Origin of the sequence: Pseudoalteromonas sp. DL-6 (assembly GCF_004328665.1) — a bacterium.
GTDB lineage: Bacteria > Pseudomonadota > Gammaproteobacteria > Enterobacterales > Alteromonadaceae > Pseudoalteromonas.
Genome location: NZ_CP019770.1, coordinates 3,103,747 through 3,128,059, shown reverse-complemented (window position 1 = coordinate 3,128,059; position 24,313 = coordinate 3,103,747). Strand labels below are relative to the sequence as shown.

Genomic DNA, 24,313 nt, shown 5'->3' with positions numbered 1-24,313 from the left:
CTCAATAACTATGAATTTATCTCTTTCAAAAAAAATGCGTCTTTCCTTATTAAGTGTCACCTTAATGTGCTCATTAAGCGCGTGTCAGCTCACTACAATTAATGCCGATCAGCAATTTACGCAAACCGCTGAAAATATCGTACAACACCGCCAAAATGTAAGCCCATATAGTAATCCTGAGGGAGTTGATGGCTATTTATTACCTAACTTATCGGCTGACTTTTTAGCGCAGCAGTATCAAAAAAACACCCAGTTATTGGCTGATTTAGATGCAATAGATATGAGCAAGCTGAGTGATGAAAACCAAATTAATTACAGTATTATTCGAGCGCAAGTGCAAAATAGTGTTGATGAATATGTATTTAACGCACACTACATGCCTTTAACGTCAGAGTATGGCTTTCATTCAAGCCTATCGTTTATTGTTAATAGCTCGGATTATAAAACTGCACAAGATTATCAAAACTACCTAAAGCGATTACAGCAAGTGCCGCGCTTTTTTGAGCAAAATATAGGCTGGATGCGTAAAGGATTAGAAGTTGGTTTAACTCAACCCAAAGCGGTATTAATTGGCTATCAAGATTCTATTACTGCCTACATTGTTGACGATGTAACACAATCTGAATTTTATAAGCCGTTTTTAAACAATACCGCTGGCTTAAGTGACAGTGAATTTGCAGCGTTACAGCAACAAGCTAAAGCCATTATTAGTGGCCAAGTTATTAATGCTTATAAAGATTACTTAACTTTTTTTAATACTGAATACTTACCTGGCGCGCGCAGCGATATTGGCATTTCGTCTACTCCCAATGGCGAAGCCTTTTATGCAAATCGTGCTAAGTATTACACCACAACACAAATGACCCCAAAAGAAATCCATGAGCTGGGTTTATCTGAGGTGGCGCGTATTCGCAGTGAGATGGAAGCGGTCATTAAAGAGGTGGGCTTTAAGGGCACGTTTGCAGAATTTATCCACTTTTTACGTACCGATCCGCAATTTTACGCCACAACGCCTGAGCAATTATTAAAAGAGGCCGCGTACATTGCCAAAAAAATGGATGCACAGTTACCTAAATTATTTCATACCTTACCGCGTAAACCTTATGGCGTAGCGCCGGTGCCTGCCAATATTGCCCCTAAGTATACTACTGGGCGCTATTCAGGTTCGAGCCGTGACGATCAAGCCGGTTTTTATTGGGTGAATACTTACGCTTTAGATAAACGACCACTCTATGCTTTAGAGGCATTAACACTGCACGAAGCTGTCCCGGGCCATCATTTACAAATATCACTCAATGCAGAACTTGAAAGCTTACCTAGCTATCGCCGAGATGCCTATTTATCAGCGTTTGGTGAGGGCTGGGGGTTGTATTCAGAGTACTTAGGGGTCGAGGCAGGCTTTTATCAAGACCCATACAGCAACTTTGGTCGTTTAACCTACGAAATGTGGCGTGCTGCACGTTTAGTGGTTGATACGGGGATGCACATGTATGGCTGGAGCCGAGAGCGTGCGATGAACTTTATGGCCGATAATACAGCGCTTTCATTACACAATGTAAAAACAGAAACCGACCGTTATATTTCGTGGCCTGCTCAAGCGCTGTCTTACAAAATTGGTGAGTTAACAATTAAACGCTTGCGCGCAGAGGCTGAGCAAGCATTAGGTCAGCAGTTTGATATTCGTGAGTTCCATCATCAAATTTTGCGTCACGGTTCGGTACCTTTGTCGGTGCTTGAGCAGCAAATACGTTTGTATATACAAGCAGAGTTAGCAAAAACAGATAGCTAAAAGCGCATTATTTTGAAACTATAAAAGTGTGGTGTTATTTGATGGCATCACGCTTTTTTTTTAGCATTTAAGGATAAGCTATGAGCCAATTTATAATGTTCAGTATCGATGTGTTTGCCAGCCTTTTTATTGTTGCATTGGGATTGCTGGTTGTATTAATTGCTATTTTTTATATTCGAGATGTTACGCAAACAAAGCATGCTATTAGGCGTAACTATCCCGTAATTGGACGTTTTCGTTATTTCTTTGAGCGTCAAGGTGAGTTTTTTAGGCAGTATTTTTTTGCCCTAGACCGTGAAGAAATGCCCTTTAATCGCGCCGAGCGTAGTTGGGTCTACCGCGCGGCGAAAGATGTTGATCATACGGCCGCTTTTGGCTCAACTCAAAGCTTAGAGACCACAGGCACCGTCATGTTTATGAACTGTGCATTTCCCACCTTAGATGAAGAAGCCTTAGCGCCGAGCAACGTAACGCTTGGCCCTTATTGTAAATTTCCTTACACCACAAATTCGTTATTTAATATATCGGGCATGAGCTTTGGTGCGCTATCAAGCCCGGCTGTACGTGCACTATCGAAGGGGGCAAAATTAGCAGGATGTTGGATGAACACGGGGGAAGGCGGGCTTAGTCCGTATCACTTAGAAGGTGGCGCCGATATTGTATTTCAAATTGGCACCGCAAAAAACGGTGTACGCGACGAGCAGGGAAATTTAAGTACAGAAAAACTAAAAGCCGTTGCTGCACACCCAACAGTTAAAATGTTTGAACTGAAAATGAGCCAAGGTGCTAAGCCAGGCAAAGGCGGCATGTTACCTGGGCGAAAAGTGAATGCTGAAATTGCCAAAATAAGAGGTATACCCGAAGGGCAGGATTCTATTAGCCCAAACGGGCACCCAGAAATAAAAAATCCAAACGATATTCTAGACATGCTTACCACCATCAGAACTGCAACGGGTAAACCAACAGGCTTTAAAGCGGTTATTGGTGAACATACTTGGTTAGAAAGTTTATTTGCCGAGATAAATCATCGTGGCATTGAGTCTGCACCCGACTTTATAACTATTGATAGTGCTGATGGGGGCACAGGCGCAGCACCACAGTCTTTATTAGATTCTGTGGGGTTACCGCTTAAAGAAAGCCTGCCTCTAGTTATACAGCTATTAAAGAAGCATGGTCTTAGAGAGCGAGTTAAAATTATTGTTTCGGGTAAATTAATAGTGCCTTCCAAAGTCGCATGGGCATTAGCACTAGGAGCCGACTTTGTGGTTTCTGCGCGAGGGCATATGTTTGCACTAGGCTGCATTCAGGCGATGCAATGTAATAAAGATACCTGCCCAACAGGAATTACTACGCATAATGAACGTTTGCAACGTGGTTTAAATGTTGAAGATAAAGCGCAGCGGGTCGCAAATTATAATGAATACATCCATTACGGTGCAGGGCTTATTGCACATTCTTGTGGCGTTACCAGTGCTCGCGAATTAAAACGCAAACATGTGCGTATTGTGCAAGAAAGCGGCCTTTCTGAGCCGCTAGATAAAATGTACGAGCATTATCATTAAATACTTGCTTGTTAATTATCGATGATGAAGTGTATTGCTCGCTTGAATGCCGGTGATTTTTAATCGCTCTAATTCGCAGCTAAACAAAAACTCTAGTGCTTCTAGGTGGCGACGCACTTCAGTAATATTTTTGCCAACTGCATATAAGCCATGACCGCGAATTAATACACCAAATTTAATCGGTGAGTGCAAATGGTGATCGCTGACTAATAAGCTTAAACGGTCAATATCTTGGTCGTTATCAAAAATAGGAATGCTTAAGGTTTCTAAATGTGAGGTAAAACCACTGAGCGCTTTTTGCATTTCGTAACCGCTTAAATCAAGCTGATGAGCTTGCGTTACTTGTGAAAGCACCGTTGCTGCAACAGATTGAGTATGCAATACACATTGCGCCTCAGGAATTAACTGATACAAACTTAAATGTAATTTCGCTTCGCTTGATAACACCTGAGGAGTATTTAAGTTTTGGTGGTCTAACTGTAAAAAATGCTCATGGGTAAGTTGGGCCTTATCGCAGCCATTAGTCGTTATAACGAAGCCATTTTGGGTGCGAGCTGATAAATTTCCACCCGAGGCAGGAACCCAACCTTGTTGGCTAATCCATTTTGCGGCTTCTATAAGGTTTGAAATAGCGGTATGGTTGTCTTGCATATTTTCCTCACAAATAACAATTAAAGTACAGTTTAGACGGCTAAACTTCCGTTTTTAATCATAGCATTGCTCTGTACACAAAACCATCATCAGGAGACTTCGTGTTTGACAGTAAACTCCCCAATTTAGGTATTAGTATATTTAGCCAAATGAGTGGCTTGGCTAATAAGTTTTCGGCAATTAATCTTTCGCAAGGTTTTCCTGAGTTTGATACCCCTGAGTATTTAAAAGCGCAGTTAAGCCAGTATGTAACGCAAGGAGCTAATCAATACTCGCCTTCCAGCGGTGTACCTAAACTGCAGCAGCAAATTGCAGCATTAGTTCAGCGAAAATACAAAGCGAAAATTGATGGCACAAGCCAAGTAACTGTAACCTCAGGGGCAACCGAAGCATTATTTGTGGCTATTCAAACTATTGTGCGCGAGGGTGATGACGTTATTGTATTTGATCCTGCTTACGACTCATATCAACCAGCCATTGAACTGGCTGGCGGCAAGTCAGTGCACGTTGCGCTAGCCGCGCCAGATTACGCTATAAATTGGCAAACAGTAAATCAAGCAATTACAGCAAATACTCGCGCAATTATTATTAACACGCCGCATAACCCCAGTGGCAAAGTGTTAAAACAGCAAGATATCAACGAACTAAAAAAACTAGTGAGTGCTCACAATTTATATGTAATCAGCGATGAGGTTTATGAGCATATAACGTTTGATCAACAACCACATTTAAGCGCACTCGGTGACGAGGAACTACTGGCAAAAAGCTTTGTTATTTCAAGCTTTGGTAAAACCTTTCATAGCACCGGTTGGAAGATGGGTTACTGTATTGCACCCGCTGATTTAAGCGAAGAATTTCGAAAAATTCATCAGTATGTTACTTTTTCAAGTTTTACGCCTGCGCAGCATGCATTAGCAGATATGTTAGAGCAACACGCTGACCATATTGACCAGCTAAGTGATTTTTATCAACATAAGCGCGATGTGCTTAGTAATGCTCTACAAAATAGTCGCTTTAGTATTTTACCAAGTGAGGGTACCTACTTTTTACTGCTTGATTACAGTGATGTATCCGATTTAAATGACGTAGAATTTTGTCAGTGGTTGGTAGAGCAAGCTGGGGTGGCAGCCATTCCGCTAAGTGTATTTTATCAACAGCCAAATAACGATAAAGTTATTCGTTTATGTTTTGCTAAAAACGATCAAACCCTAATGGAGGCGGCGCAGATTTTATGTCAACTTTAACTTTAGCATTATTACAAAGCTCATTGCATTGGCTCGATAAAAAAGCCAATTTAGTTATGTTTGAACAACAACTTGCCAACATCACCAATAAACCAGATTTAATTGTATTGCCCGAAACCTTTGCCACTGGATTTGCGGTTAACCTTGATTGTGGTGAGGCTGAAAATGGCTCAGTACTGAGTTGGCTTAAAACACAAGCTAAAAAACATAATGCAGTGATTGCTGGCTCAGTATTGGTAACCCAAGGAGACAAAAAGGCCAACCGGTTTTATTGGGTAAAACCAAGTGGTGAGGTACGTTATTACGATAAACGCCACTTATTTTGTTTGGGTAACGAGGGCGAATTTGTAGTAGCAGGACAAACCCGTGAAGTGTTTGAGCTCAATGGGTTTAAAATTTTACCGCAAGTTTGCTACGATTTACGCTTTCCGGTGTTTCAGCGCAATAACAATGACTACGACGTGATGATAAATATTGCTAACTGGCCAGCTGCAAGGCGTAATGTGTGGGATACCTTATTAATGGCGCGAGCAATGGAAAACCTGTGCTACGTGGTTGGCGTAAATCGGGTTGGCGAAGATGGCAATGGTATTGACCACAGTGGTGGAACCGCAGTGTATGACTTTAAAGGTGAGCCACTGATTAAAGCGCATGATGACCAGCAAGCATTATTAACAATCACGTTAAATAAAGCGCCGCTTGATGAGTTTAGAGCTAAATTTCCGGCACATTTAGATGCCGATGCTTTTGCATTGGTATAAATTAGCGCCCAGCCGATAAAGTGCTAAAATAACCGCTGATATTTTTATTGGCGGCTTTATGAATACAACCCTTATTACACCGGTAATTTTAGCTGGCGGCATTGGTACACGGCTTTGGCCGCTATCGCGCCAAGCAATGCCAAAGCAGTTTTTATCTTTGCTTGATGATAATAACCAGCAGTCGTTATTACAAAGCACATTATCACGGGTTGCAACTGAGGGCTTTAATCCCGCTATTTTGGTCTGTAATGAACAGCATCGATTTATTGCCGCAGAGCAGGCAGCATTTGCAAAACCCTATGCCATAGTACTTGAGCCAGAAGGCAAAAATACCGCACCAGCCATCGCCCTTGCCGCGCACCATGCTTTAAAAAATAATATTACGGGCCCTTTGTTGGTGATGCCTGCCGATCATCATATTGCAGATTTTACCGCGTTAACGGCTCAGTTATCCGATGCGATTAAACTTGCTGAGCAAGGTAAATTAGTTACATTTTCAATCACACCAACAGAGCCACACACAGGTTATGGTTATATAAAACAGGGCGCAGCCATTAAAGATACCTGTTGCTTTGAAGTTGACCAGTTTAAAGAAAAACCTGATTTAGCAGCAGCATTAACTTATTTAGCTGAGGGCGGTTATAGTTGGAACAGTGGTATGTTCTTATTTACTCCCGCTGCTTATCTGCAAGAGCTTGAGCGCTTTGCCCCCAAAATTGCTAAAAGTGTTGCCAGTGCTACTGATTTTAAACAAGACTTAGCGTTTACCAGAGCAAATGCCCATGCACTTGAATCTTGCCCAAGTGACTCAATTGACTACGCTATTTTAGAGCGCAGCAATAATGTAGTGGTAATGCCTGTGGCGTTAAAGTGGAGCGATGTGGGCAGTTTTTCTGCACTGGCTGCGCTTGCAGAAAAAGATTCGCAGGGCAATAGTCAAAATCAGCAACATATTGCACAAAACAGTATTAATAACCTAGTTATTAGCGAAGATGGACACACAATTGCCACTTTAGGTGTGAGCGATTTAGCGATTGTTCATACTCATGATGCTACCTTGGTTGCAAAGCAAGATTCGCTTGAAGGCTTGCCTTTAATACTTAAACAATTGGCAATTACGCAAAATGACAAACTGGCACATCATCAGGTGGTTTACCGCCCTTGGGGACATTATCGTACGCTAGTAGAAAGTATCGGCTTTAAAGTTAAAAAAATTACCGTAAAAAGTGGTGCAAAACTCTCAACCCAGCGTCATCAGCATCGTGCTGAGCATTGGGTGGTCGTATCAGGTACTGCAGATATATGTATTGACCAACAAAGCTTAACACTGACCCATGACCAATCTTGTTATATTGGTGCAAAGCAACTGCACAGCTTAGCGAATAATCAGCCCGAGCCGTTAATTGTTATTGAAGTGCAAACGGGTGCCACATTGGATGAAAGTGACATAGAGCGATTTGACGATATATACGGTAGAAAATAACAGTATAAATAGTGAATATGCTTGATCATTTGTTACGGTCGTAAAACTTGGTAGCCCGAAGCCCGTAACCGTATTACCCTAGCCCTTGGCGTACATACTTTAAATATGCTTCTAAACTGTGTTGCCACAGTGTGCTGGCTTCATTTAACGAGTTATTTAATGGTTTTTTATCTAGTAAGCGTCGCTCAATTTTTTTAAGAGCCAGTCCATAGCTATTAAAGCCAAGTTGCATTGCGGTGCTGGCTTGGCGATGTAAGAGCTTTATACACTGCTCTGGGTCTTGCTCTAATAAAGCTTGGCAACGGCTCAGTTTGTTACGCGCAGAGAGGATAAACTCATTATAAATAGAAGATACTTCATCAATACTAAAAGAGCTTGTTAGGGTTTCTGTGGCTGTTTCATCGTATAACGTATCAACCAGCTCGACGGCAATGCTAGCGGTTTGTGTTGACTGTGAATCACTCAATGCTTGGCGTAGTTTTTCTTGCTTTAATGGCTTGCCAACAATGTCTTTAATGCCCAGCGCTAAGTATTCTTTGATTTCATCAGGGCTCAAACTGGCGGTAAAGGCCAGCACCGGAGTTCGCTGATTTTTATGCTCCACCCGTTTGAGTGTTTTTAGCACTTGCTGCCCTGTTAAGTCGGGTAAGTTCATATCAAGTAACACCACATCAAAGTGATATTTTTTCATCAACTCAATCGCACTTTTACCATCTTTAGCAAGCTTAATTTTATGCTCGTCGTCAGCCATAAATTCAACGGCTATTTTTTGGTTCAAATCTAAATCTTCGACAAGTAACACATCAAGTCCGGTTAAATAGTCCTTACTTTGATGGCGCTGCTCTACAAGGCTAAGCTCACCTATGGCTAGCGTCATGTTAAAGCTAAATACGCTACCCACTCCCAGCTCACTGGTAATTTCTAGCTGGCTATTAATTTTATCGAGTAAACGACTGGTTATAGCTAGCCCAAGCCCTGTTCCGCCTTTTTCCTTACCGGCACTGCTTTGGATGTAGGGCTCAGTTAAATAATCAATTTCATCTTTTTCAATACCCGGGCCTGAATCGAGTACGCTTACTTTAAGGGTATGATCGAGCTGAGTTTCATTAATTAAATCTATTTGAACTTTTACTGTGCCGGTGTCGGTAAATTTAATCGCATTACCAACAAGATTAATAATGATTTGTCTGAGCTTTTGTTGGTCGCAGTAATAACAGGCTTTATCGGGGATGTTACAGGCAAGCTCAAATTTAAGCTGTTTTTGTTCGGCCAGAGGGCTTAACAGCAGGCATAAGTTTTGTAGCCAAGTTTTGAACTCTATGTCTTCTTCGTACAAGGCTTCGTCATGCTGATCTAAGCTTGCGTATTCCAGCACTTTATCTACGAGTAAGTTGAGTGACTCTGCTGAGTTGATAATGGCTTCGCAATAAGCTTTATTGCGGCTGTCGCTAGTTTGGTTTAACACCAGTTGTGCGCTGCCTAAAATGCCGTTTAATGGGGTGCGTATTTCATGGCTTATAGTTGATAAAAAGAGCCCGCGAATCTCTAAGTCTTTGTGTGCTTTTTCGGTAAGTTTATTAAGCCTTAATTCTCTGCGTTCATTACACAATAGAGCCATACCGGCTGCATAAAACATAGGGGCAATCACACTGTTCAAAAATAATAGTGAGTCAAACCATGGGTTTAATATGGCATCTTGTTGTGCAACGCGATCCATAAAAATAGTTCGAGTGATAAAACTGGCTGCAACCAAGGTTAAAATAATAATGTAAACAATACTGGCATTAGGATAAGGTTTTCGCGCATATTTAAAAAAAACAAATAGTAAAAAAGCGGCTTCTACAATATGTTGAAAGTCAGAAATATAAACCCGTGAGCGCATAGATGGCTGAAAAAAAGTGAAGTAAACAAGCAATAAAGCGCTGGCAGCGGTAAATAGGCAAACAAATTTAAAACCACGACCACGATAATTTAAAAACTGACTCAGCGATAAGCAATGCACAATGGACGCTAAAAACATCATGCTATTAGCAAAGGTAATGGCAAGCTTTTCAGGAATTTTACCTATGAGCGCAAAGCCCACAATGGCGGCTAATAGTAGTAAAGGGTAGGAGATATAAAGTAACGTGCCGGGAACATGCTTATTGGTACGCCAGGTTAAAAAATTTAGTAACGTCATCACTGTCATAACAGCGATACTGGCAAAATAAAGCGTAAATGAGTCGAGCATTAAGACCCCAACAGCGATTTTTAAAGAAGATATAAAAACAGGCACCTAAAGTGCCTGTATTGAATTTATTAAAATAAGCCTTAACGAATTTCGTCAGGAATATTTTGTTGTGCCCAAGAGAGTAGTTCAATACGGTTACGACATTTGGTTTTTCTAAATGCGCTGTATAAATGGGTTTTAACCGTGTGCGGGCTAATGCTTAACTCTTCAGCAATTTCTTTATTTTTAGAACCGTTACTCATTAACGAGATAATTGCTTTTTCACGTTTAGTGAGTTTTATTGGTTCAATATCACCATCAGTTAGCTTATGTAGTGCGTCTTTGTTAAATTGCAGCATGCGGTTGAGCGCATTACACATAATATCACGACGATACCAAAGCTGATCTTCAAGTAATAAACGAATCCCTTTCATGAGTACATCGGCATTATCGGTGGTGTAAAATACACCGCGAATACCACTGAGTAATGCACGATTAGCAAGCTCTGGGTTTTCATCTAAATTAAACAACACAATATCGCATTTGATGCGTAAATTAACGAGTTGCTCTTTTAGCTTAGTCCATGCGTCTTTACTTGATGTTTCAATGAACAATAAGCGAGTACCTACCGGAACATCTAAAATATTTGTACCCGTAGTTACGTCAAGACCCTGTGTTTTTAACAAAGGCTCTAAAACGTTGATACCAATAGTGTTAATTGGTTCTTCGTCTAACAACAAAAAGGCTGAACTGCTCATGTTTTTTTACTCTTTTATAAAGCTGGCTAATTAATCTTACCACGATCCCTGCACACCTTTTGTATTAGGCAATAACAATTTCACTGGAGAAAAGGTGCGATTTCCGATTATTTAAACATAAAATGTTGCAAATAAGTAATTGTTTTTTTGGTATATAAGAAAAACGCCGTATTTTTAATGTATTTTTTAAGATACAGGATTTAATGAGTCACTATAGAGCAACTTTTTTAGTATTTTGATACGGGGGCCAGCCCATTTCTTTACCCGCCAGCATGTGTAAATGAATATGGTAAACGGTTTGTCCGCCGTGTTCATTGCAGTTCATCACCACGCGGTAGCCGTCATCGCTAAAGTTAAATTGTTTGGCAAGTTTAGCCGCTACCACATATAAATGACCAACAAGGTGTGAGTTTTCCTCAGTGACATCGTTAATCGTGGCAATGGCTTGTTTAGGAATGATCAACGCATGAAAAGGTGCTTGAGGATTAATATCTTTAAATGCAAGCGCGTGGTCGTCTTCGTAAATAATGTCAGCAGGAATTTCACGATTAATAATTTTAGTAAAAATAGTCTCTTGACTCATAATGATGACTCTAATTTGTTCGATTAATATGTATGTCACTAATGACAAATTTTGCCAGCAGTGTCAAACTGAAATCAACTAAAGGAGTAATTATGCGTAAATCAATATTATTAAGCAGTGTAGCGGCGCTCTTGGTGAGTGCATCGAGTTTGGCAGAAAACATTCACTTTCCTGAGGAGTTTGTTCCTTTACAAGTGGGTGAACGAATCATTGAAAGTTCGATTTTTAGTCGTGTTGATGATGTTGAATTAGCACCGGGCACTTATCAGTTAAAGCTTAAATACACAGATTTATATGATTTAGGCTATGACGATCACGAAGTGATTGAGTCGGAGCCTTTTTGGGTGAATGTAACCGTTGAAGCAGGTAAAGATTACACCTTAGTATTTAATCGTGCTGAAAATGCGGTGGCAGCTAAGGTATTTGCTGAGGCACCACAAGTGAGCTTAAAAGCAAAAGGTAGTACCTTAGCTGAGCCATTAAATGTGATAGCTGAACGACAACTACAAAGCGCACAGTTTAATCAGCAAACCTCAGAAACACCTGCTGGCCCACAAAAACCAAGTCGTCCCATTAAGCCGATTGCGCCAATTAATGGCAAAGGCATGCCAAGCGCTGCACATATGCTCGACTTTTGGTGGCAACAAGCAACGCTCGCTGAACGACAGGCTTTTTTAGATAAAGTAACAAAATAACTAAGCATTAAAAAAGGGCCAAATTGGCCCTTTTTAGTTTATTGGTAACGCTATTTGTTATTTAAATAATGCGTCAATAGTACCTTGTGCCAGTGGGTGATAACCCGGACGCGCTTTTAAGTATACGCTTTGTGCCCAGTCTTTTTTACCATTGGTAATAAGCGCTTTATAAAGCGGCACGATAAGCTTACGACGACCAATACCCGATAAATGCTTATCAAGCTCAGGGTAAATCGGTTGGTAACCATTACCTACTGCTAGCATGTACCATGCAAACGCACGTTCTGCGTTGGTTGATTGGGTTAAGTTAAACTCGCCGTCTAACTCAGTCATTTTTTCAATGCTTAAATCGCGTGGTAAGTTATTTAAAAAGTGTAGCCACTCATGCACAGTCCAATTTGCAGTTGGTAATTGTGCGGCAGTTGTATCCCCTTTTAACCATGCTGTAGAAGCTGTATCTACTTTATCGAATGCGTCTGAGGTTGGATTAGGTGCATCACTTGGTAAACCAGGCTGAAAAATCCACTCGTTCACTTTATCCATGCTCACTACACCAGGGTACTTTTCAATTAAGTTAGCTTTGATGTACGTAACAAATTGCGCGGTGGTTAGCGATTTAAATGCAAACTCATTAAAGTAGGTTTTAACAAAGTCATCAAACTTATCACGGCCGTATTTTTCTTCTAGGTAGATTAAAAATAGCTGACCTTTTGTGTAAGGCACTGAGCTAAACGCATCATCTGGATCGCGACCATTAAGCTTTAAGTTAAGGCGCGTATCTGGTGCATCAATGGTTTTAAGTTGCGCACGTAGCCCTGCTGCATCAAGTGCTTGTTCCATAACAGCACGGTCTCGACCAAATACTTCTTCCATAATGCGGTTTTCAACGTAAGAGGTAAATCCTTCGTTTAACCATAAATCTTCCCATGTGGCGTTAGTCACTAAGTTACCAGACCAAGAGTGTGCAAGCTCATGCGCAATCAGGTTAACGAGGCTTTTATCGCCGGCAACAACGGTTGGGGTGATAAATGATAAACGTGGGTTTTCCATGCCGCCAAACGGAAAGCTAGGTGGTAGCATAAGTAAGTCATAACGACCCCATGCATAGTCGCCGTACATGGCATTGGTTTTGTCGATCATCGCTTGGGTGTCATCAAACTCAGCAACTGAGGCATCTAAAATAGTCGGCTCTGCAAAAATACCGGTTTGCTTAGACATCGCTTTAAATTCTAGGTTACCCGCACCAATGGCAATTAAGTAAGGTGAAATTGCTTGCGGCATAGTGAACTGATAATCACCATCTTTATAAAGGGCATCTTTATTATCAGCGCTCATTACCGCACGAATATCTTCAGGGGTATGAATACGTGCAGAATAAGTCACGCGCATTGCTGGGGTGTCTTGCACTGGTATCCAACTACGTGCATGAATCGCTTGCGATTGGCTATACATAAACGGGTGCGTTTTGCTGGCTGTTTGCTCTGGCGTTAACCACTGTAAGCCCGACGCTTCTGGGCGACTGTTGTAGTAAATACGGACTTTTTCAGCTTGGTTTTTAAAAGTAATCGTTAGTTTTGAGCCTTTAACATCGTCGCGGTTAGCAAGGTTAAAACTAGCTTTGTGCCAATTGCCATTTGCTGTTTGATACATGACTTTATCAATATCAAGGTCACGGGTATCAAGTACTAGCTTTTTGCTACTGGCGTTTTGCCACTGCAGCGTATGCTCAACAAAACCTTCTAATTGCTTGTCGGCAAAGTCGATGTCTAAATCAAGGTTTAAATGTGTGGTGATAACATCATCAAGGTTGGCATAGGAATTTTGATCAATAGCGCTGGCCATTGCTTGCGAGCACATACCTGCCATAGCGAGGCTTAAAAAAAGAGGTGTGATTTTCATAATTACCTTGAGTACAAATAAAAAAGTGCAGGTTTTATATCATGATTGCTGCAGTGGGTTGAACAATTTTTACAAGCAGATGCGCAATTTGCGACGATGAGTTAAACTAGAGCGATTAATTATTGCTACCTTCAGAGGGCTTTGTGCCGCACTCATTACAACCCCTACATACATTTGCATTAAGTAGCCAATGCCAAAATTTCGTTGAAATTACCGACTTAGCGCAGCTTAAAAGCCAGTGCTTTAAAGTCCCTTTTTGCTTGTTGGGTGAGGGCAGTAATACTATTTTTTTAAATGACTATGCAGGCACGGTCATTAAAATGGCAACCCAAGGCATTACTATCACTGAGCGCTCGGATGACTTTTTAGTTAGTGTGGCGGGCGGTGAAAATTGGCATCAATTAGTGACCTACTTGCTGGAGCAAAGTATTGCAGGGTTTGAAAACCTAGCGCTCATACCCGGTACTGTCGGCGCTGCACCAGTGCAAAATATTGGTGCCTATGGCGTAGAAATAGCACAGTTTATAGAAGCTGTTGATTATTTTGCTATTGATAGCGGCAGCTTTAAATCTTTAACTAATCAACAATGTCAGTTTGCTTATCGTGAATCGGTGTTTAAACACGCGCTAAAAAATAAAGCAGTGATCACCCAAGTGCATTTTAAGTTGCCCAAAAAATGGCAACCAGTGCTCAGCTATGGACCGCTGCAGCAATTAAAAAATCCAACTCCACAGCAAGTGTGCGCGCAAGTGATACAAACGCGTAATAGCAAACTCCCAAACCCTTATAAACTGGCTAATGCGGGCAGCTTTTTTAAGAACCCTATTATCACCAATAGTGACTTAGCGCAGTTAATTGCTAAATACCCTGAGGTGCCTCACTACCCGCATGGTGATGGTCACCATAAAGTGGCTGCAGGGTGGTTAATAGAGCAAGCGGGATTAAAGGGATATAAAATTGCGGGGATTGAAGTGCATCAACAGCAAGCGCTGGTACTGGTTAATCATGGTAATAGTACAGGGAATGATTTAATTAATATGATTGCCCACATTCAGGATATTGTTTTAACACGTTACAACATAAGCTTAGAGCACGAAGTGCGATTAATTGATCAGTACAATGAATGCCATATCTCTTTGGAGCAATCAGCATGAAGGCACCTGACGGTAATAAGTTGGCCATTTTAAATGCGCTCAATAAAGGCGGGTTTGTCTCTGGGCAAGCACTGGGTAATGAATTAGGAATAAGTCGCGCGGCGGTAAGTAAGCATATTCAAAGCTTACAAGCTATGGGCCTAGATGTATTTAAAGTAACAGGTAAAGGCTATAGCTTAAATAACCATGTTGGTTTGCTTAATCAGCAAAGCATACAGCAGCACTATGCTGCTTTAGGCGCAAATACTGCGAATATTGAAGTGCAACCACTGATTGACTCAACCAACAGCGAGTTAATGCGCCGCATTCAAGCTAAAGCAGCGCTCGAATCGGGCGCCGTGATTGTAGCCGAAATGCAGCAAGCAGGGCGGGGGCGTCGAGGGCGAGTATGGCAATCACCCTTTGGTGCTAACTTATACTACAGTTATTTTTGGCGCTTAGACGATGGCTTACAAGCCGCTATGGGTGTATCGATTGCTGTTGGTTTAGCTGTGTATGATGCGATAAAAGCACTTTATGCTATTGAAGTAGAGCTTAAATGGCCAAACGACATTTATATAAAAAAACAAAAACTCGCAGGTGTCTTGGTCGAGTTAGACGGGCAGCCACAAGGACCCTGTCAGTTAGTGATAGGGGTTGGTATTAATTTAAATATGCCAGAAAGTGCCAGTCAGCACATTGACCAAGCATGGACAGATTTAAGTCAGCACACCCAGCAGCTAGATAAAAATCAACTAGTAGCTTCATTAACTTATTGCTTAGAGCAGCGCTTAGTGCAATATCGCGAGAATGGCTTACAAACTATGTATAAACAATGGAATGCATTAAATGCATTTGCTGGTCAACAGGTAGAGCTTAATACCGGGCATCGCAGTTGGCGGGGAATTTGTGAAGGCATAGATGCGCACGGTGGTGTACGTATTCGCCAAGACGGTGAAGTGAAAAGTTATTATGGCGGCGAGATTTCATTAAGAAAGGCGCAAGCATGAGATTGTTAATTGATGTAGGTAATACCTCACTCAAAGCCGTATTGTGGCAAAACGAGCAAATACAGCCGTGCGATATTAATAATATCCCATGGCAGCAAATCACGGTTGTTGTTTACGCTTGTGTGGGTCGTAGTGAATTACTCAAACAGCTATTAGAGCAAGCTCAAACACATAACATTGATTGCTTTGAAGCATCGGTTAGTCGTGAACTCAGTACGTTGCATTGTGCGTATCAGCAAGTCGGTAATTTGGGCATAGATAGGTGGTTAGCACTTATTAGTGGTTATACGCTTTACCCTAATACGGCTGCAATTGTTGTTGATGCCGGCACGGCAACGACTATAGACGTCCTTAATGATGATGGGCAGCACTTAGGTGGTTGGATATTACCAGGGCTTGATTTAATGACCCGATCACTTACTCAAAATACCCAGCGCGTATTTGATGATGCAAACACGCCATTTGCTAATGAGCTTGGCAAAAACACCCCTAATGGATTAAAAAATGGTGCATTAGTGGCAACTATTGGCGCAATTGAGCAAGCAAAGCGGCATTTAAATACAAAAAATAGCCTTTTAATTTTTGCTGGTGGTTATGGTCAGCTATTACAAGGGCATTTTCCACAGAGTATTTTCGACCCAATGCTAGTAATGAAAGGCTTAAATTACTGGTACGAGTTGGCTAAAAAGAGTTAAAAACAACAAAAAAACCGCTTTTTGCGCGAATAGTGAGCGTTTGAAGCATAAAATCACATTTTTTTTAATTTTTTGGTTGCATCCCAATAAACCTTACTCTAGAATCTCGCCCCGTACTAAAGCAGTGCCGACTTAGCTCAGCTGGTAGAGCAACTGACTTGTAATCAGTAGGTCAACCGTTCGACTCGGTTAGTCGGCACCACTTTCCTTTTACCGGAAGTGCTTAGTATAAAGAATTATCGTGGAGGGGTTCCCGAGCGGCCAAAGGGATCAGACTGTAAATCTGACGGCTCAGCCTTCGCTGGTTCGAATCCAGCTCCCTCCACCACTTTATTCTAGACGGTTAGAGGTAGTTTAAGAACAGGTTCCTTAAAGCGGGCATCGTATAATGGCTATTACCTCAGCCTTCCAAGCTGATGATGCGGGTTCGATTCCCGCTGCCCGCTCCAATTTGATGATGCTGATATAGCTCAGTTGGTAGAGCGCACCCTTGGTAAGGGTGAGGTCGGCAGTTCAAATCTGCCTATCAGCACCAGTCAATCGAATCTCCTTAAACACTTCCTTTATCTGTCAGAAAAAAACTATTTGAAATTTGAAAAAATTAACTTAATCTACCTATGGTGGATTATTTTCATATGTAATCTAGATACACAAAACTGATAGGTTCCGTCATGGCAAAAGCAAAGTTTGAACGCGTAAAACCGCACGTAAACGTAGGTACAATCGGCCACGTTGACCACGGTAAAACGACATTAACAGCAGCAATCACTAACGTACTTGCAAAAGTATACGGCGGTGTTGCTAAAGATTTCGCATCAATCGATAACGCTCCAGAAGAGCGCGAGCGTGGTATCACAATCTCAACTTCACACGTTGAGTACGATACACCAACTCGTCACTACGCACACGTAGATTGTCCTGGACACGCCGATTATGTTAAAAACATGATCACTGGTGCTGCTCAAATGGATGGCGCTATCTTAGTAGTAGCTGCGACTGACGGTCCTATGCCACAAACTCGTGAGCACATCCTACTTTCTCGCCAAGTTGGCGTTCCTTACATCGTTGTGTTCATGAACAAATGTGACATGGTTGATGATGAAGAGCTACTTGAGCTAGTAGAAATGGAAGTTCGTGAACTTCTTTCTGAGTACGACTTCCCAGGTGATGACTTACCACTAATTCAAGGTTCTGCACTTAAAGCACTTGAAGGCGAAGAGCAATGGGAAGCTAAAATCATTGAGCTTGCAGAAGCTCTTGATTCTTACATTCCAGAGCCAGAGCGTGACATCGATAAGCCATTCATCATGCCTATCGAAGACGTTTTCTCAATCCAAGGTCGTGGTACTGTTGTAACTGGCCGTGTTGAAGCTGGTATCATCAACGTGAATGACGAAGTTGAAATCGTTGGTATCAAGGACACTACTAAGTCTACTTGTACTGGTGTTGAGATGTTCCGTAAGCTTCTTGACGAAGGTCGTGCTGGTGAGAACATTGGTGCACTTCTACGTGGTACTAAGCGTGAAGACGTTGAACGTGGTCAAGTACTAGCTAAGCCTGGTTCAATCAAGCCACACACTACATTCACTTCAGAAGTATACGTACTTTCGAAAGATGAAGGTGGTCGTCATACTCCATTCTTCAAAGGTTACCGTCCACAGTTCTACTTCCGTACAACTGACGTAACTGGTGACGTACAGTTACCAGAAGGCGTAGAAATGGTAATGCCTGGTGATAACGTTAAGATGACAGTAACTCTAATCGCGCCAATCGCGATGGACGAAGGTCTTCGTTTCGCTATCCGTGAAGGTGGCCGTACTGTAGGTGCTGGTGTTGTAGCAACTATCGTTGAGTAATAATTAACTTTTAAGTTAATTGTTAGAAAAAGGTCACTTCGGTGGCCTTTTTTAATGTCTGCGATTTACGTCATGTGAAGGTGGCGCTGTTACCTTAGGCGTAGGTGCTTTGTAGCAACGTTCAACGAGTAATAGTTAGCCTAAGCTAATTAATACTAAAAAAACCCGAGCTTAGTCTCGGGTTTTTTAATGCCTGAATAAAAGTGTTTAGTTTTCAGCTATCAGCTATCAGTAGCTTGGTGTTAAATTATACTTAACACATAAAAAAGCACGACTTTAAGCCGTGCTATTAATTAAACTTTTTGACAACTGACAACTGACAACTGACAACTGACAACTGACAGCTTACAAGCTAGTGTTTTTTCGCATACGCCTCAGCTTGCTTCCATACTCTTAGTGTATTGCCGCTTAAAATCTTTTTAATGTCTGTATCGCTGTAACCTCTGTCCATCAAACCTTGAACTAGGTTAGGGTAGCTAGATACATCCTTTAAACCGATAGGCAGTGAGTCACCTACACCGTCGTAATCAGAGCCAATACCAACATGATCGATACCAATTAGCTTCACAACGTGATCAATATGATCAAGTACTTGCTCAAGGCTGGCAAATGGGAATGGGTTTTTAGCGCGGTACATCGCATCAAAATCTTTAGCTACTTTTTTACCTTCTTCAGTAATTGTTTGCTTTTTACTTTTGAATTGATCGTACCAACTTCCGGCTTTTGAAGTAACAAAACTTGAACCAAAGTTAATTTGAATCACACCACCGTTCTTCTTAAGGGCTAACAGCATGTCGTCATTCATATTACGCTCAAAACCCGGTGTGTATTTACGTAGTGATGAGTGTGACGCAATAACAGGTGTATTAGACAATTCCATTACTTGATAAAATGCATCGTCCGAAATATGCGATACATCAATCAGCATTCCTATATTATTCATTTCAGCAACCAGCTCTTTGCCGAATGGGCTTAAGCCTTTCCACTTGCGACGAATATCGTATGATGAGTCAGAAATATGATTGCTTTGCGAGTGAGCTAGGGTGATGTAACGTACGCCACGATCAAAGAAGTGTTGTAGGTTTTTCATTTCGCCCTCGATAGGCGATCCATTTTCCATCCCCATGGCAATCGACATTTTACCTTGCTTAAATTGTGCTTCTATATCGCTTGTTGAGCTGGCAATGGCAAACTTATCTGGGGCACGAAACGCAATCGCTTCCATACCATCAATCAATTGATTCGCTAATTGAAAGCTTTTCCCTTTGCCTTCAAACTCTAAATGGGCAGGAATATAAATCGACATAAATGGCGCATTTAAGCCGCCTTTTACTGCACGAGGGTAGTCAAAATCGCCACCTTCAGTGGCTTTAGTTACATCCGCCCATTTATCATGAATACGGTAAGGTACATCAATGTGGGTGTCGATTAAAATGGTATCGTGAGCAAGCTTAATTGCTTTATCTGAAGGGGTTATTTCAGCGCTGACTGCGCCGGTTAATGCAATCGACATTGCAGCAACTAGTGAGCTTAGTTTTATCATTTATAATGGCTCTTTGAGTTAAAAAAGCCATTGTCTATTTTTACGCCGTGTCTGACAAGTTTACTCGTCGAATTGCGCTTCACTTTGCAGTGCTTTGAATTCACTTTTAGAGATTATGGTGACCGATTCGTGCAGTTCAGAGAAAAACACCATAGCTTCGCCGCTTTTTAATTGCTGATTTACTTGCGCCACTTTACTTTGTATACTGAATTCTTGTTCGCCATAATCTGTGCCTTCACGCAGTACATAGCTTTCAATTAGGTTGTACAGTGTGTCTTTATCAAGTTGTTCAAAAGGAATAATCATAGTCACTCTTTATCGGTGTTATTAAATACACATTGCTTAAAATAATTAGGCACCACTTGCTCTAACCAATACACCGGTTTAAACGGGTTGTTACCGCTAATAAAGCCAACGTGGCCGCCTTTTTCAGAGATACGCAGCGTAACATGCTCGCTTACATCCTGACTACTTGGAACTGCTTTAATCGACAGCATAGGGTCGTCTTTAGCATGAATAATTAGTGTAGGTGTCGCAATATCTTTTAAATACGGCATTGCACTGGCTTTTTCGTAGTAATCGTGTGCATTTTCAAAACCATGTAACGGTGCTGTAAGCTGGTTATCGAACTCTAATAAATCATCAATTTCCATTAATTGATCAGTGGTGATCGGTATCTGCTGTTTAATTTGCGGTAACTTACGTTGCATCGATTTTTTCATTCGATCGAGCAAGTATTTTTGATAAATTTTCCCCAAGCTTTTACGAATAACATCACTAGATGATGACAAATCATAGGGCGCAGATATCACGGCGGCTGCACTAAGCGGGCAGTGAATCTGTTCTTCACCTAAGTACTTAGCCAGTACATTGCCACCTAATGAAAAACCCACCGCCACAATCGGACGATTTGGAAATTGTTGTTTTAAATGATTAATAAAAAAAGCTAAATCGGCGGTGTCGCCACTATGGTAGGCTCTTGGTAAGCGATTTACTTCGGTTGAACAGTTTCTAAAGTGCATCAATACGACAGCAAAGCCTTGCTTTTTTAATGCCTTCATCATGCCTTTGGCATAGAAACTGTTTATGTTGCCTTCAAGCCCATGAAGTACCACTGCAAGCGGGGCTGTTTCGTTATGCGGGAGTGACCAAGCAAGCTCGATGAAGTCACCGTCTGGCGTATCAAGTTGCGCAAGTTCGTAGCGAGTATGGTGAAAAGGGCGAAAAAAACGCGGCATTATGGTTTGAACGTGTCGGTTGGTCATCCACCATGCGGGTTTGAACTTAGGGATCATGTCTGTACTACGCACTTTGCAATAAACGAAGCGCTAGTGTAGCAAATTTTTTATATTTAAAAATAAAAAGCGCCTAATCAGTAAACTAATAAGGCGCTTTGTGCGTCGTGCTTAATGCTGTTCTTTAATGTCTGCATCGTGTACTTTTTTCATGAAAAAATACACAAAGAAGAGGCATAAACTAATAACGACGCCTAAAAATCCAAATGATAAAAATAGTACTGGGTCGCTAAAAAAATCTCTAAAGAATACGTCCATAATTGCCTCCTGATGTCTATGGGGTAATCATAGGCTGGCTCAGTAGTGCTTGATATGATCCAGATCAAGCTATTTTCCTGATTATAAAAAGAGCCGTAAAGAAGTTGATTTGGATCAAGTTGGTTGGATAGAGCATAGCGAAACCCAACGAGAGCTAATGATAAAAAGCAGTTACAAGGTAATGAATTACTGTGGATTGTCATTTATGACGATAATTTTTGCTGTAATTGTTTTCCTCTAAAGCGTAGCGTCTCTAAACCTCTTTGTGAGTCAGTCATTTAAAGATCTTTTTGCACAAAGAGAACAGAATGAGAAGTAAATGAGGGCAGACCCAAACAGCAAGGCAGTTAATTTTTTAGCTTTTTACAGTTCCCTCTAAAAGCGCAGTGTCTCTTACACTCTTTGTGAATAAGTTACTTAAGATCCTTGATACACAAAGAGAAAACAATGAGTAGCAAATGAGGGTAACCAGGCTGCTGATCGCTGACAGCCAAAACGAATAGCTAGGAACGAATAGCTTACAAATACAGCGCACTATTATCTGGCGCTGTGCATGCTAATAACTCAAGCCTATTAACTGCATTGATCAACATCTGTTGCTGCTGTTTTTCAAGCTTGAGCTCAGCACTGAGTAGCTCTTTACGAATTACAGCGTAATCGGCAATCTCGGTTTGATTGGCTTTTAAATAGGCGCGTGTGGCTCGTAGGGGCTTCAATACCAGCTTATCAAACTCACTAATTGATTGCTCAAGCTTATTTAGTTGTGTTTGGCTAATTGTTAGATTGAGAGAATCTAGGTAATACAACAACAAACACAGATTTACGTTTTTACCTTGCTGGGTTTGGTAATTTAATAGGCGCGCTTGCATGCCATCTTCGCTATAAAGCTGACATGCAAATTGCCAAAAGTTGTCGCTATTAAGCAAGTTCATCGGCGAATGCCTGCTCTTTTTGTTCCATTTCTTCAAGGGCCATAAGTAGCTCTTCTTCAACATCGTTAAGCTTAGGCGTAAGTGTGGCTTGTTTAGTAATTAACTCTTTAAGCTTGCCTTTATTTTCGTCGTTATAGAGGGTGTTATCGCCTAGTGCCTCTTCAACGTCAGCTAGTTCTGCAGCAAATTTATCTAATTGCTTTTCAAGTTTTTCAATTTGCTTTTTAAGCGGTTGAATCGCTTTTCTAAACTCGGCCTCTAAGCGCTTTTGCTCTTTACGGTTAACTTGAGAGTGGGCTTTTGGCTCTTCGTCGGTGTCGTTTTTAGCGGCTTCTTTATTTGCATTAAGTAGCCACTGATAATACGCGTCTAGGTCGTAGCCAAATTGAGTGACCTCGCCATTATCAACTAAATAAAATTCATCGGCGGTATTTTTAAGCATATGGCGATCATGCGATACCGTAACCATAGCGCCTTCAAAGCCTTGTAATGCCATAACTAAAGCGTGGCGCATTTCTAAATCAAGGTGGTTGGTTGGCTCATCGAGTAGTAGTAAATTTGGTTTTTGATAAACCAACATAGCCAGTACTAAACGGGCTTTTTCACCGCCAGAAAAGGGAGCTACAGGGTCGAGTGCTTTATCGCCTACAAAGGCAAAACCGCCTAAAAAGTCACGCAATGATTGTTCGCTGGCTTTAGGGTTTAAGCGTTGCAGGTGAGTGACGGCACTGGCTTTTAAATCTAGAGACTCAAGTTGATGCTGCGCAAAGTAGCCAATGTTTAAGCCTTGATGCTGAAACACTTCACCTGCTTGAGGTTGTAAGTCACCTGATAGTAATTTAATCAGTGTTGATTTACCTGCGCCATTTCTACCCAGTAGTGCAATACGGCTGCCTGGTACTAAGTTCAGCTTAATACTGTTTAAAATTGTGACATCGCCATAACCGGCTTTGGCTTTGTCGAGCGTCATTAACGGGTTAGGCAGAGCGGTTGGCTCGGCAAATTCAAAATCAAATGGTGAGTCAACATGTGCTGGGGCAAGTTTTTCCATGCGCTCTAGCGCTTTAACACGGCTTTGTGCCTGTTTGGCTTTACTGGCTTTGGCTTTAAAGCGGGTAATGAACTGCTCTAGGTGGGCAATTTGCTCTTGTTGTTTTTCAAACATGGCTTGCTGCTGCAATAGGCGCTCAGCTTTTTGGCGTTCAAACTGCGAGTAGTTACCTTTGTACACATTAATAAGTTGTTTATCTATATGCCAAATTTGATCAACCACAGCATCTAAAAACTCACGGTCGTGAGAAATAAGTACTAGCGTGCCGGTGTAGGCACGTAAAAAACGCTCGAGCCAATACACGGCATCTAAATCAAGGTGGTTTGTTGGCTCATCCAGTAACAGTAAGTCGGCATCGCGAATAAGCGCTTGGGCTAAGTTTAAGCGCATGCGCCAACCACCCGAAAATGCACTTACCGGGTTTTCTATTTGATTATTGGCAAAGCCTAAACCATGTAACAGCTCACCTGCTTTGGCTTCAATGCTATAGCCTTTAATATTTTCAAGCTGAATATGCACTTTAGCTTGAGTGTCGCCATCGTTATTTTGCTCGGCTTCACGAAGCGCTATACGCAGTGCGTAGTATTCAGGGTGGCCTTGCAGTACGTAATCTATGGCGCTTATTTCAAGGGCGGGGGTTTCTTGCTTTACCGAGGCCAGTGACCAATCTTTAGGAATACTGCAATTACCACCATCTAACGAAAGCTCAGACTTTAATAAACTAAATAGTGTTGACTTACCACAGCCATTGGCACCAACAAGACCCACTTTGTGCTCTGGGAATAATGTAGCCGATGCATTTTTTAATAAAGCTTTGCCACCGCGAAGCAGTTCTATTTCTGAGATTTGGATCATAAATACGTTACTTTACTGTGCCTTGATTGAATTGCCGCCATTATAACACGG

At 41.5% G+C, this 24,313-nt stretch carries 20 protein-coding genes and 4 tRNA genes; 14 read left to right on the top strand and 10 right to left on the bottom strand.

The features are described from left to right. Nucleotides 1-10: 10 nt before the first annotated feature. Nucleotides 11-1,789, top strand: coding sequence for a DUF885 domain-containing protein (locus B1F84_RS14670; protein ID WP_131691833.1), 1,779 nt, complete (start codon nucleotides 11-13; stop codon nucleotides 1,787-1,789). Nucleotides 1,790-1,869: 80 nt separating this feature from the next. Next, nucleotides 1,870-3,351, top strand: a complete 1,482-nt coding sequence (locus B1F84_RS14665) for an FMN-binding glutamate synthase family protein (protein ID WP_131691832.1) — start codon at nucleotides 1,870-1,872, stop codon at nucleotides 3,349-3,351. A gap of 15 nt (nucleotides 3,352-3,366) precedes the next feature. Here the strand turns inward: B1F84_RS14665 and B1F84_RS14660 are convergent, their stop codons facing one another. After that, the gene (locus tag B1F84_RS14660; protein WP_131691831.1) at nucleotides 3,367-4,002 is read right to left on the bottom strand and encodes a methylthioribulose 1-phosphate dehydratase; all 636 of its coding nucleotides are present in this window, start codon (nucleotides 4,000-4,002) and stop codon (nucleotides 3,367-3,369) included. A gap of 101 nt (nucleotides 4,003-4,103) precedes the next feature. Here B1F84_RS14660 and B1F84_RS14655 point away from each other — a divergent pair, with 101 nt between their 5' ends. From B1F84_RS14655 to B1F84_RS14645, 3 genes are read left to right on the top strand one after another with little or no spacing between them, the layout of a single operon-like run. Beyond that, the gene (locus B1F84_RS14655) at nucleotides 4,104-5,246 is read left to right on the top strand and encodes a methionine aminotransferase (protein WP_131691830.1); all 1,143 of its coding nucleotides are present in this window, start codon (nucleotides 4,104-4,106) and stop codon (nucleotides 5,244-5,246) included. Further along, nucleotides 5,234-6,007: an amidohydrolase gene (locus tag B1F84_RS14650; RefSeq protein ID WP_131691829.1), complete on the top strand. Its 774-nt coding sequence runs from the start codon at nucleotides 5,234-5,236 to the stop codon at nucleotides 6,005-6,007. The genes B1F84_RS14655 and B1F84_RS14650 overlap by 13 nt, the downstream gene beginning before the upstream one ends. A 58-nt stretch (nucleotides 6,008-6,065) precedes the next feature. Beyond that, the gene (locus tag B1F84_RS14645; protein WP_131691828.1) at nucleotides 6,066-7,490 is read left to right on the top strand and encodes a mannose-1-phosphate guanylyltransferase/mannose-6-phosphate isomerase; all 1,425 of its coding nucleotides are present in this window, start codon (nucleotides 6,066-6,068) and stop codon (nucleotides 7,488-7,490) included. Nucleotides 7,491-7,563: 73 nt separating this feature from the next. Here the strand turns inward: B1F84_RS14645 and B1F84_RS14640 are convergent, their stop codons facing one another. The 3 genes from B1F84_RS14640 to B1F84_RS14630 all read right to left on the bottom strand — a co-directional run bounded on the left by B1F84_RS14640 (nucleotide 7,564) and on the right by B1F84_RS14630 (nucleotide 11,040). Then, complete coding sequence (locus tag B1F84_RS14640; protein ID WP_131691827.1) at nucleotides 7,564-9,720, bottom strand: response regulator; 2,157 nt, start codon at nucleotides 9,718-9,720, stop codon at nucleotides 7,564-7,566. A gap of 80 nt (nucleotides 9,721-9,800) precedes the next feature. Further along, complete coding sequence (locus tag B1F84_RS14635; RefSeq protein WP_008108518.1) at nucleotides 9,801-10,457, bottom strand: response regulator transcription factor; 657 nt, start codon at nucleotides 10,455-10,457, stop codon at nucleotides 9,801-9,803. Nucleotides 10,458-10,668: 211 nt separating this feature from the next. Beyond that, entirely contained in the window at nucleotides 10,669-11,040 is a 372-nt protein-coding gene (locus B1F84_RS14630) for a histidine triad nucleotide-binding protein (RefSeq protein ID WP_076919804.1), read from the bottom strand. A gap of 92 nt (nucleotides 11,041-11,132) precedes the next feature. Between B1F84_RS14630 and B1F84_RS14625 the strand changes: the two genes are divergently transcribed. Continuing rightward, on the top strand, nucleotides 11,133-11,735 hold the full coding sequence (locus B1F84_RS14625) for a DUF2057 domain-containing protein (protein WP_008108512.1): 603 nt from the start codon (nucleotides 11,133-11,135) through the stop codon (nucleotides 11,733-11,735). Between the two features lie 57 nt (nucleotides 11,736-11,792). Here B1F84_RS14625 and B1F84_RS14620 read toward each other — a convergent pair whose 3' ends face one another. Beyond that, nucleotides 11,793-13,634, bottom strand: coding sequence for a M1 family metallopeptidase (locus B1F84_RS14620; RefSeq protein WP_131691826.1), 1,842 nt, complete (start codon nucleotides 13,632-13,634; stop codon nucleotides 11,793-11,795). A gap of 143 nt (nucleotides 13,635-13,777) precedes the next feature. Here B1F84_RS14620 and murB point away from each other — a divergent pair, with 143 nt between their 5' ends. The 8 genes from murB to tuf all read left to right on the top strand — a co-directional run bounded on the left by murB (nucleotide 13,778) and on the right by tuf (nucleotide 18,328). Beyond that, on the top strand, nucleotides 13,778-14,788 hold the full coding sequence (gene murB / locus B1F84_RS14615) for a UDP-N-acetylmuramate dehydrogenase (protein WP_131691825.1): 1,011 nt from the start codon (nucleotides 13,778-13,780) through the stop codon (nucleotides 14,786-14,788). Beyond that, a complete protein-coding gene (gene birA / locus B1F84_RS14610; protein WP_131691824.1) occupies nucleotides 14,785-15,777 on the top strand; it encodes a bifunctional biotin--[acetyl-CoA-carboxylase] ligase/biotin operon repressor BirA in 993 nt (330 codons plus the stop codon). Before murB ends, birA begins: the two co-directional genes overlap by 4 nt. Then, the gene (locus B1F84_RS14605) at nucleotides 15,774-16,472 is read left to right on the top strand and encodes a type III pantothenate kinase (RefSeq protein WP_131691823.1); all 699 of its coding nucleotides are present in this window, start codon (nucleotides 15,774-15,776) and stop codon (nucleotides 16,470-16,472) included. The genes birA and B1F84_RS14605 overlap by 4 nt, the downstream gene beginning before the upstream one ends. Nucleotides 16,473-16,598: 126 nt before the next feature. Further along, nucleotides 16,599-16,674: transfer RNA gene (locus B1F84_RS14600), tRNA-Thr, on the top strand. A gap of 41 nt (nucleotides 16,675-16,715) precedes the next feature. After that, nucleotides 16,716-16,800: transfer RNA gene (locus B1F84_RS14595), tRNA-Tyr, on the top strand. 46 nt (nucleotides 16,801-16,846) lie between these two features. Continuing rightward, nucleotides 16,847-16,921: transfer RNA gene (locus tag B1F84_RS14590), tRNA-Gly, on the top strand. Nucleotides 16,922-16,931: 10 nt separating this feature from the next. Beyond that, a tRNA-Thr gene (locus B1F84_RS14585) sits at nucleotides 16,932-17,007 on the top strand. A gap of 136 nt (nucleotides 17,008-17,143) precedes the next feature. Beyond that, nucleotides 17,144-18,328 carry an elongation factor Tu gene (gene tuf, locus B1F84_RS14580; RefSeq protein WP_131690340.1) on the top strand — a complete coding sequence of 395 codons (1,185 nt, stop codon included), beginning with the start codon at nucleotides 17,144-17,146 and terminating at the stop codon, nucleotides 18,326-18,328. A gap of 352 nt (nucleotides 18,329-18,680) precedes the next feature. Here tuf and B1F84_RS14575 read toward each other — a convergent pair whose 3' ends face one another. The 5 genes from B1F84_RS14575 to B1F84_RS14555 form a co-directional block, all read right to left on the bottom strand. Then, a complete protein-coding gene (locus B1F84_RS14575; protein WP_131691822.1) occupies nucleotides 18,681-19,871 on the bottom strand; it encodes a dipeptidase in 1,191 nt (396 codons plus the stop codon). Between the two features lie 60 nt (nucleotides 19,872-19,931). Then, nucleotides 19,932-20,177 (bottom strand): YheU family protein, encoded by a 246-nt coding sequence (locus B1F84_RS14570; protein WP_008465630.1) that lies wholly within the window; start codon nucleotides 20,175-20,177, stop codon nucleotides 19,932-19,934. 2 nt (nucleotides 20,178-20,179) lie between these two features. Next, entirely contained in the window at nucleotides 20,180-21,166 is a 987-nt protein-coding gene (locus B1F84_RS14565; protein ID WP_008465629.1) for a hydrolase, read from the bottom strand. A gap of 776 nt (nucleotides 21,167-21,942) precedes the next feature. Further along, nucleotides 21,943-22,356, bottom strand: coding sequence for a TIGR02444 family protein (locus B1F84_RS14560; protein ID WP_131691821.1), 414 nt, complete (start codon nucleotides 22,354-22,356; stop codon nucleotides 21,943-21,945). Further along, nucleotides 22,343-24,262, bottom strand: coding sequence for an ATP-binding cassette domain-containing protein (locus B1F84_RS14555; protein WP_055012754.1), 1,920 nt, complete (start codon nucleotides 24,260-24,262; stop codon nucleotides 22,343-22,345). The genes B1F84_RS14560 and B1F84_RS14555 overlap by 14 nt, the downstream gene beginning before the upstream one ends. Nucleotides 24,263-24,313: the final 51 nt, after the last annotated feature.

What these genes read in the sequence shown, in the direction of transcription:
- B1F84_RS14670 (WP_131691833.1), top strand. Translation starts at nt 11, where the DNA reads ATGAATTTATCTCTTTCAAAAAAAATGCGTCTTTCCTTATTAAGTGTC.
- B1F84_RS14665 (WP_131691832.1), top strand. Translation starts at nt 1,870, where the DNA reads ATGAGCCAATTTATAATGTTCAGTATCGATGTGTTTGCCAGCCTTTTT.
- B1F84_RS14660 (WP_131691831.1), bottom strand. Translation starts at nt 4,002, where the DNA reads ATGCAAGACAACCATACCGCTATTTCAAACCTTATAGAAGCCGCAAAA.
- B1F84_RS14650 (WP_131691829.1), top strand. Translation starts at nt 5,234, where the DNA reads ATGTCAACTTTAACTTTAGCATTATTACAAAGCTCATTGCATTGGCTC.
- B1F84_RS14645 (WP_131691828.1), top strand. Translation starts at nt 6,066, where the DNA reads ATGAATACAACCCTTATTACACCGGTAATTTTAGCTGGCGGCATTGGT.
- B1F84_RS14640 (WP_131691827.1), bottom strand. Translation starts at nt 9,720, where the DNA reads ATGCTCGACTCATTTACGCTTTATTTTGCCAGTATCGCTGTTATGACA.
- B1F84_RS14635 (WP_008108518.1), bottom strand. Translation starts at nt 10,457, where the DNA reads ATGAGCAGTTCAGCCTTTTTGTTGTTAGACGAAGAACCAATTAACACT.
- B1F84_RS14630 (WP_076919804.1), bottom strand. Translation starts at nt 11,040, where the DNA reads ATGAGTCAAGAGACTATTTTTACTAAAATTATTAATCGTGAAATTCCT.
- B1F84_RS14625 (WP_008108512.1), top strand. Translation starts at nt 11,133, where the DNA reads ATGCGTAAATCAATATTATTAAGCAGTGTAGCGGCGCTCTTGGTGAGT.
- B1F84_RS14620 (WP_131691826.1), bottom strand. Translation starts at nt 13,634, where the DNA reads ATGAAAATCACACCTCTTTTTTTAAGCCTCGCTATGGCAGGTATGTGC.
- birA (WP_131691824.1), top strand. Translation starts at nt 14,785, where the DNA reads ATGAAGGCACCTGACGGTAATAAGTTGGCCATTTTAAATGCGCTCAAT.
- B1F84_RS14605 (WP_131691823.1), top strand. Translation starts at nt 15,774, where the DNA reads ATGAGATTGTTAATTGATGTAGGTAATACCTCACTCAAAGCCGTATTG.
- tuf (WP_131690340.1), top strand. Translation starts at nt 17,144, where the DNA reads ATGGCAAAAGCAAAGTTTGAACGCGTAAAACCGCACGTAAACGTAGGT.
- B1F84_RS14575 (WP_131691822.1), bottom strand. Translation starts at nt 19,871, where the DNA reads ATGATAAAACTAAGCTCACTAGTTGCTGCAATGTCGATTGCATTAACC.
- B1F84_RS14570 (WP_008465630.1), bottom strand. Translation starts at nt 20,177, where the DNA reads ATGATTATTCCTTTTGAACAACTTGATAAAGACACACTGTACAACCTA.
- B1F84_RS14565 (WP_008465629.1), bottom strand. Translation starts at nt 21,166, where the DNA reads ATGATCCCTAAGTTCAAACCCGCATGGTGGATGACCAACCGACACGTT.
- B1F84_RS14560 (WP_131691821.1), bottom strand. Translation starts at nt 22,356, where the DNA reads ATGAACTTGCTTAATAGCGACAACTTTTGGCAATTTGCATGTCAGCTT.
- B1F84_RS14555 (WP_055012754.1), bottom strand. Translation starts at nt 24,262, where the DNA reads ATGATCCAAATCTCAGAAATAGAACTGCTTCGCGGTGGCAAAGCTTTA.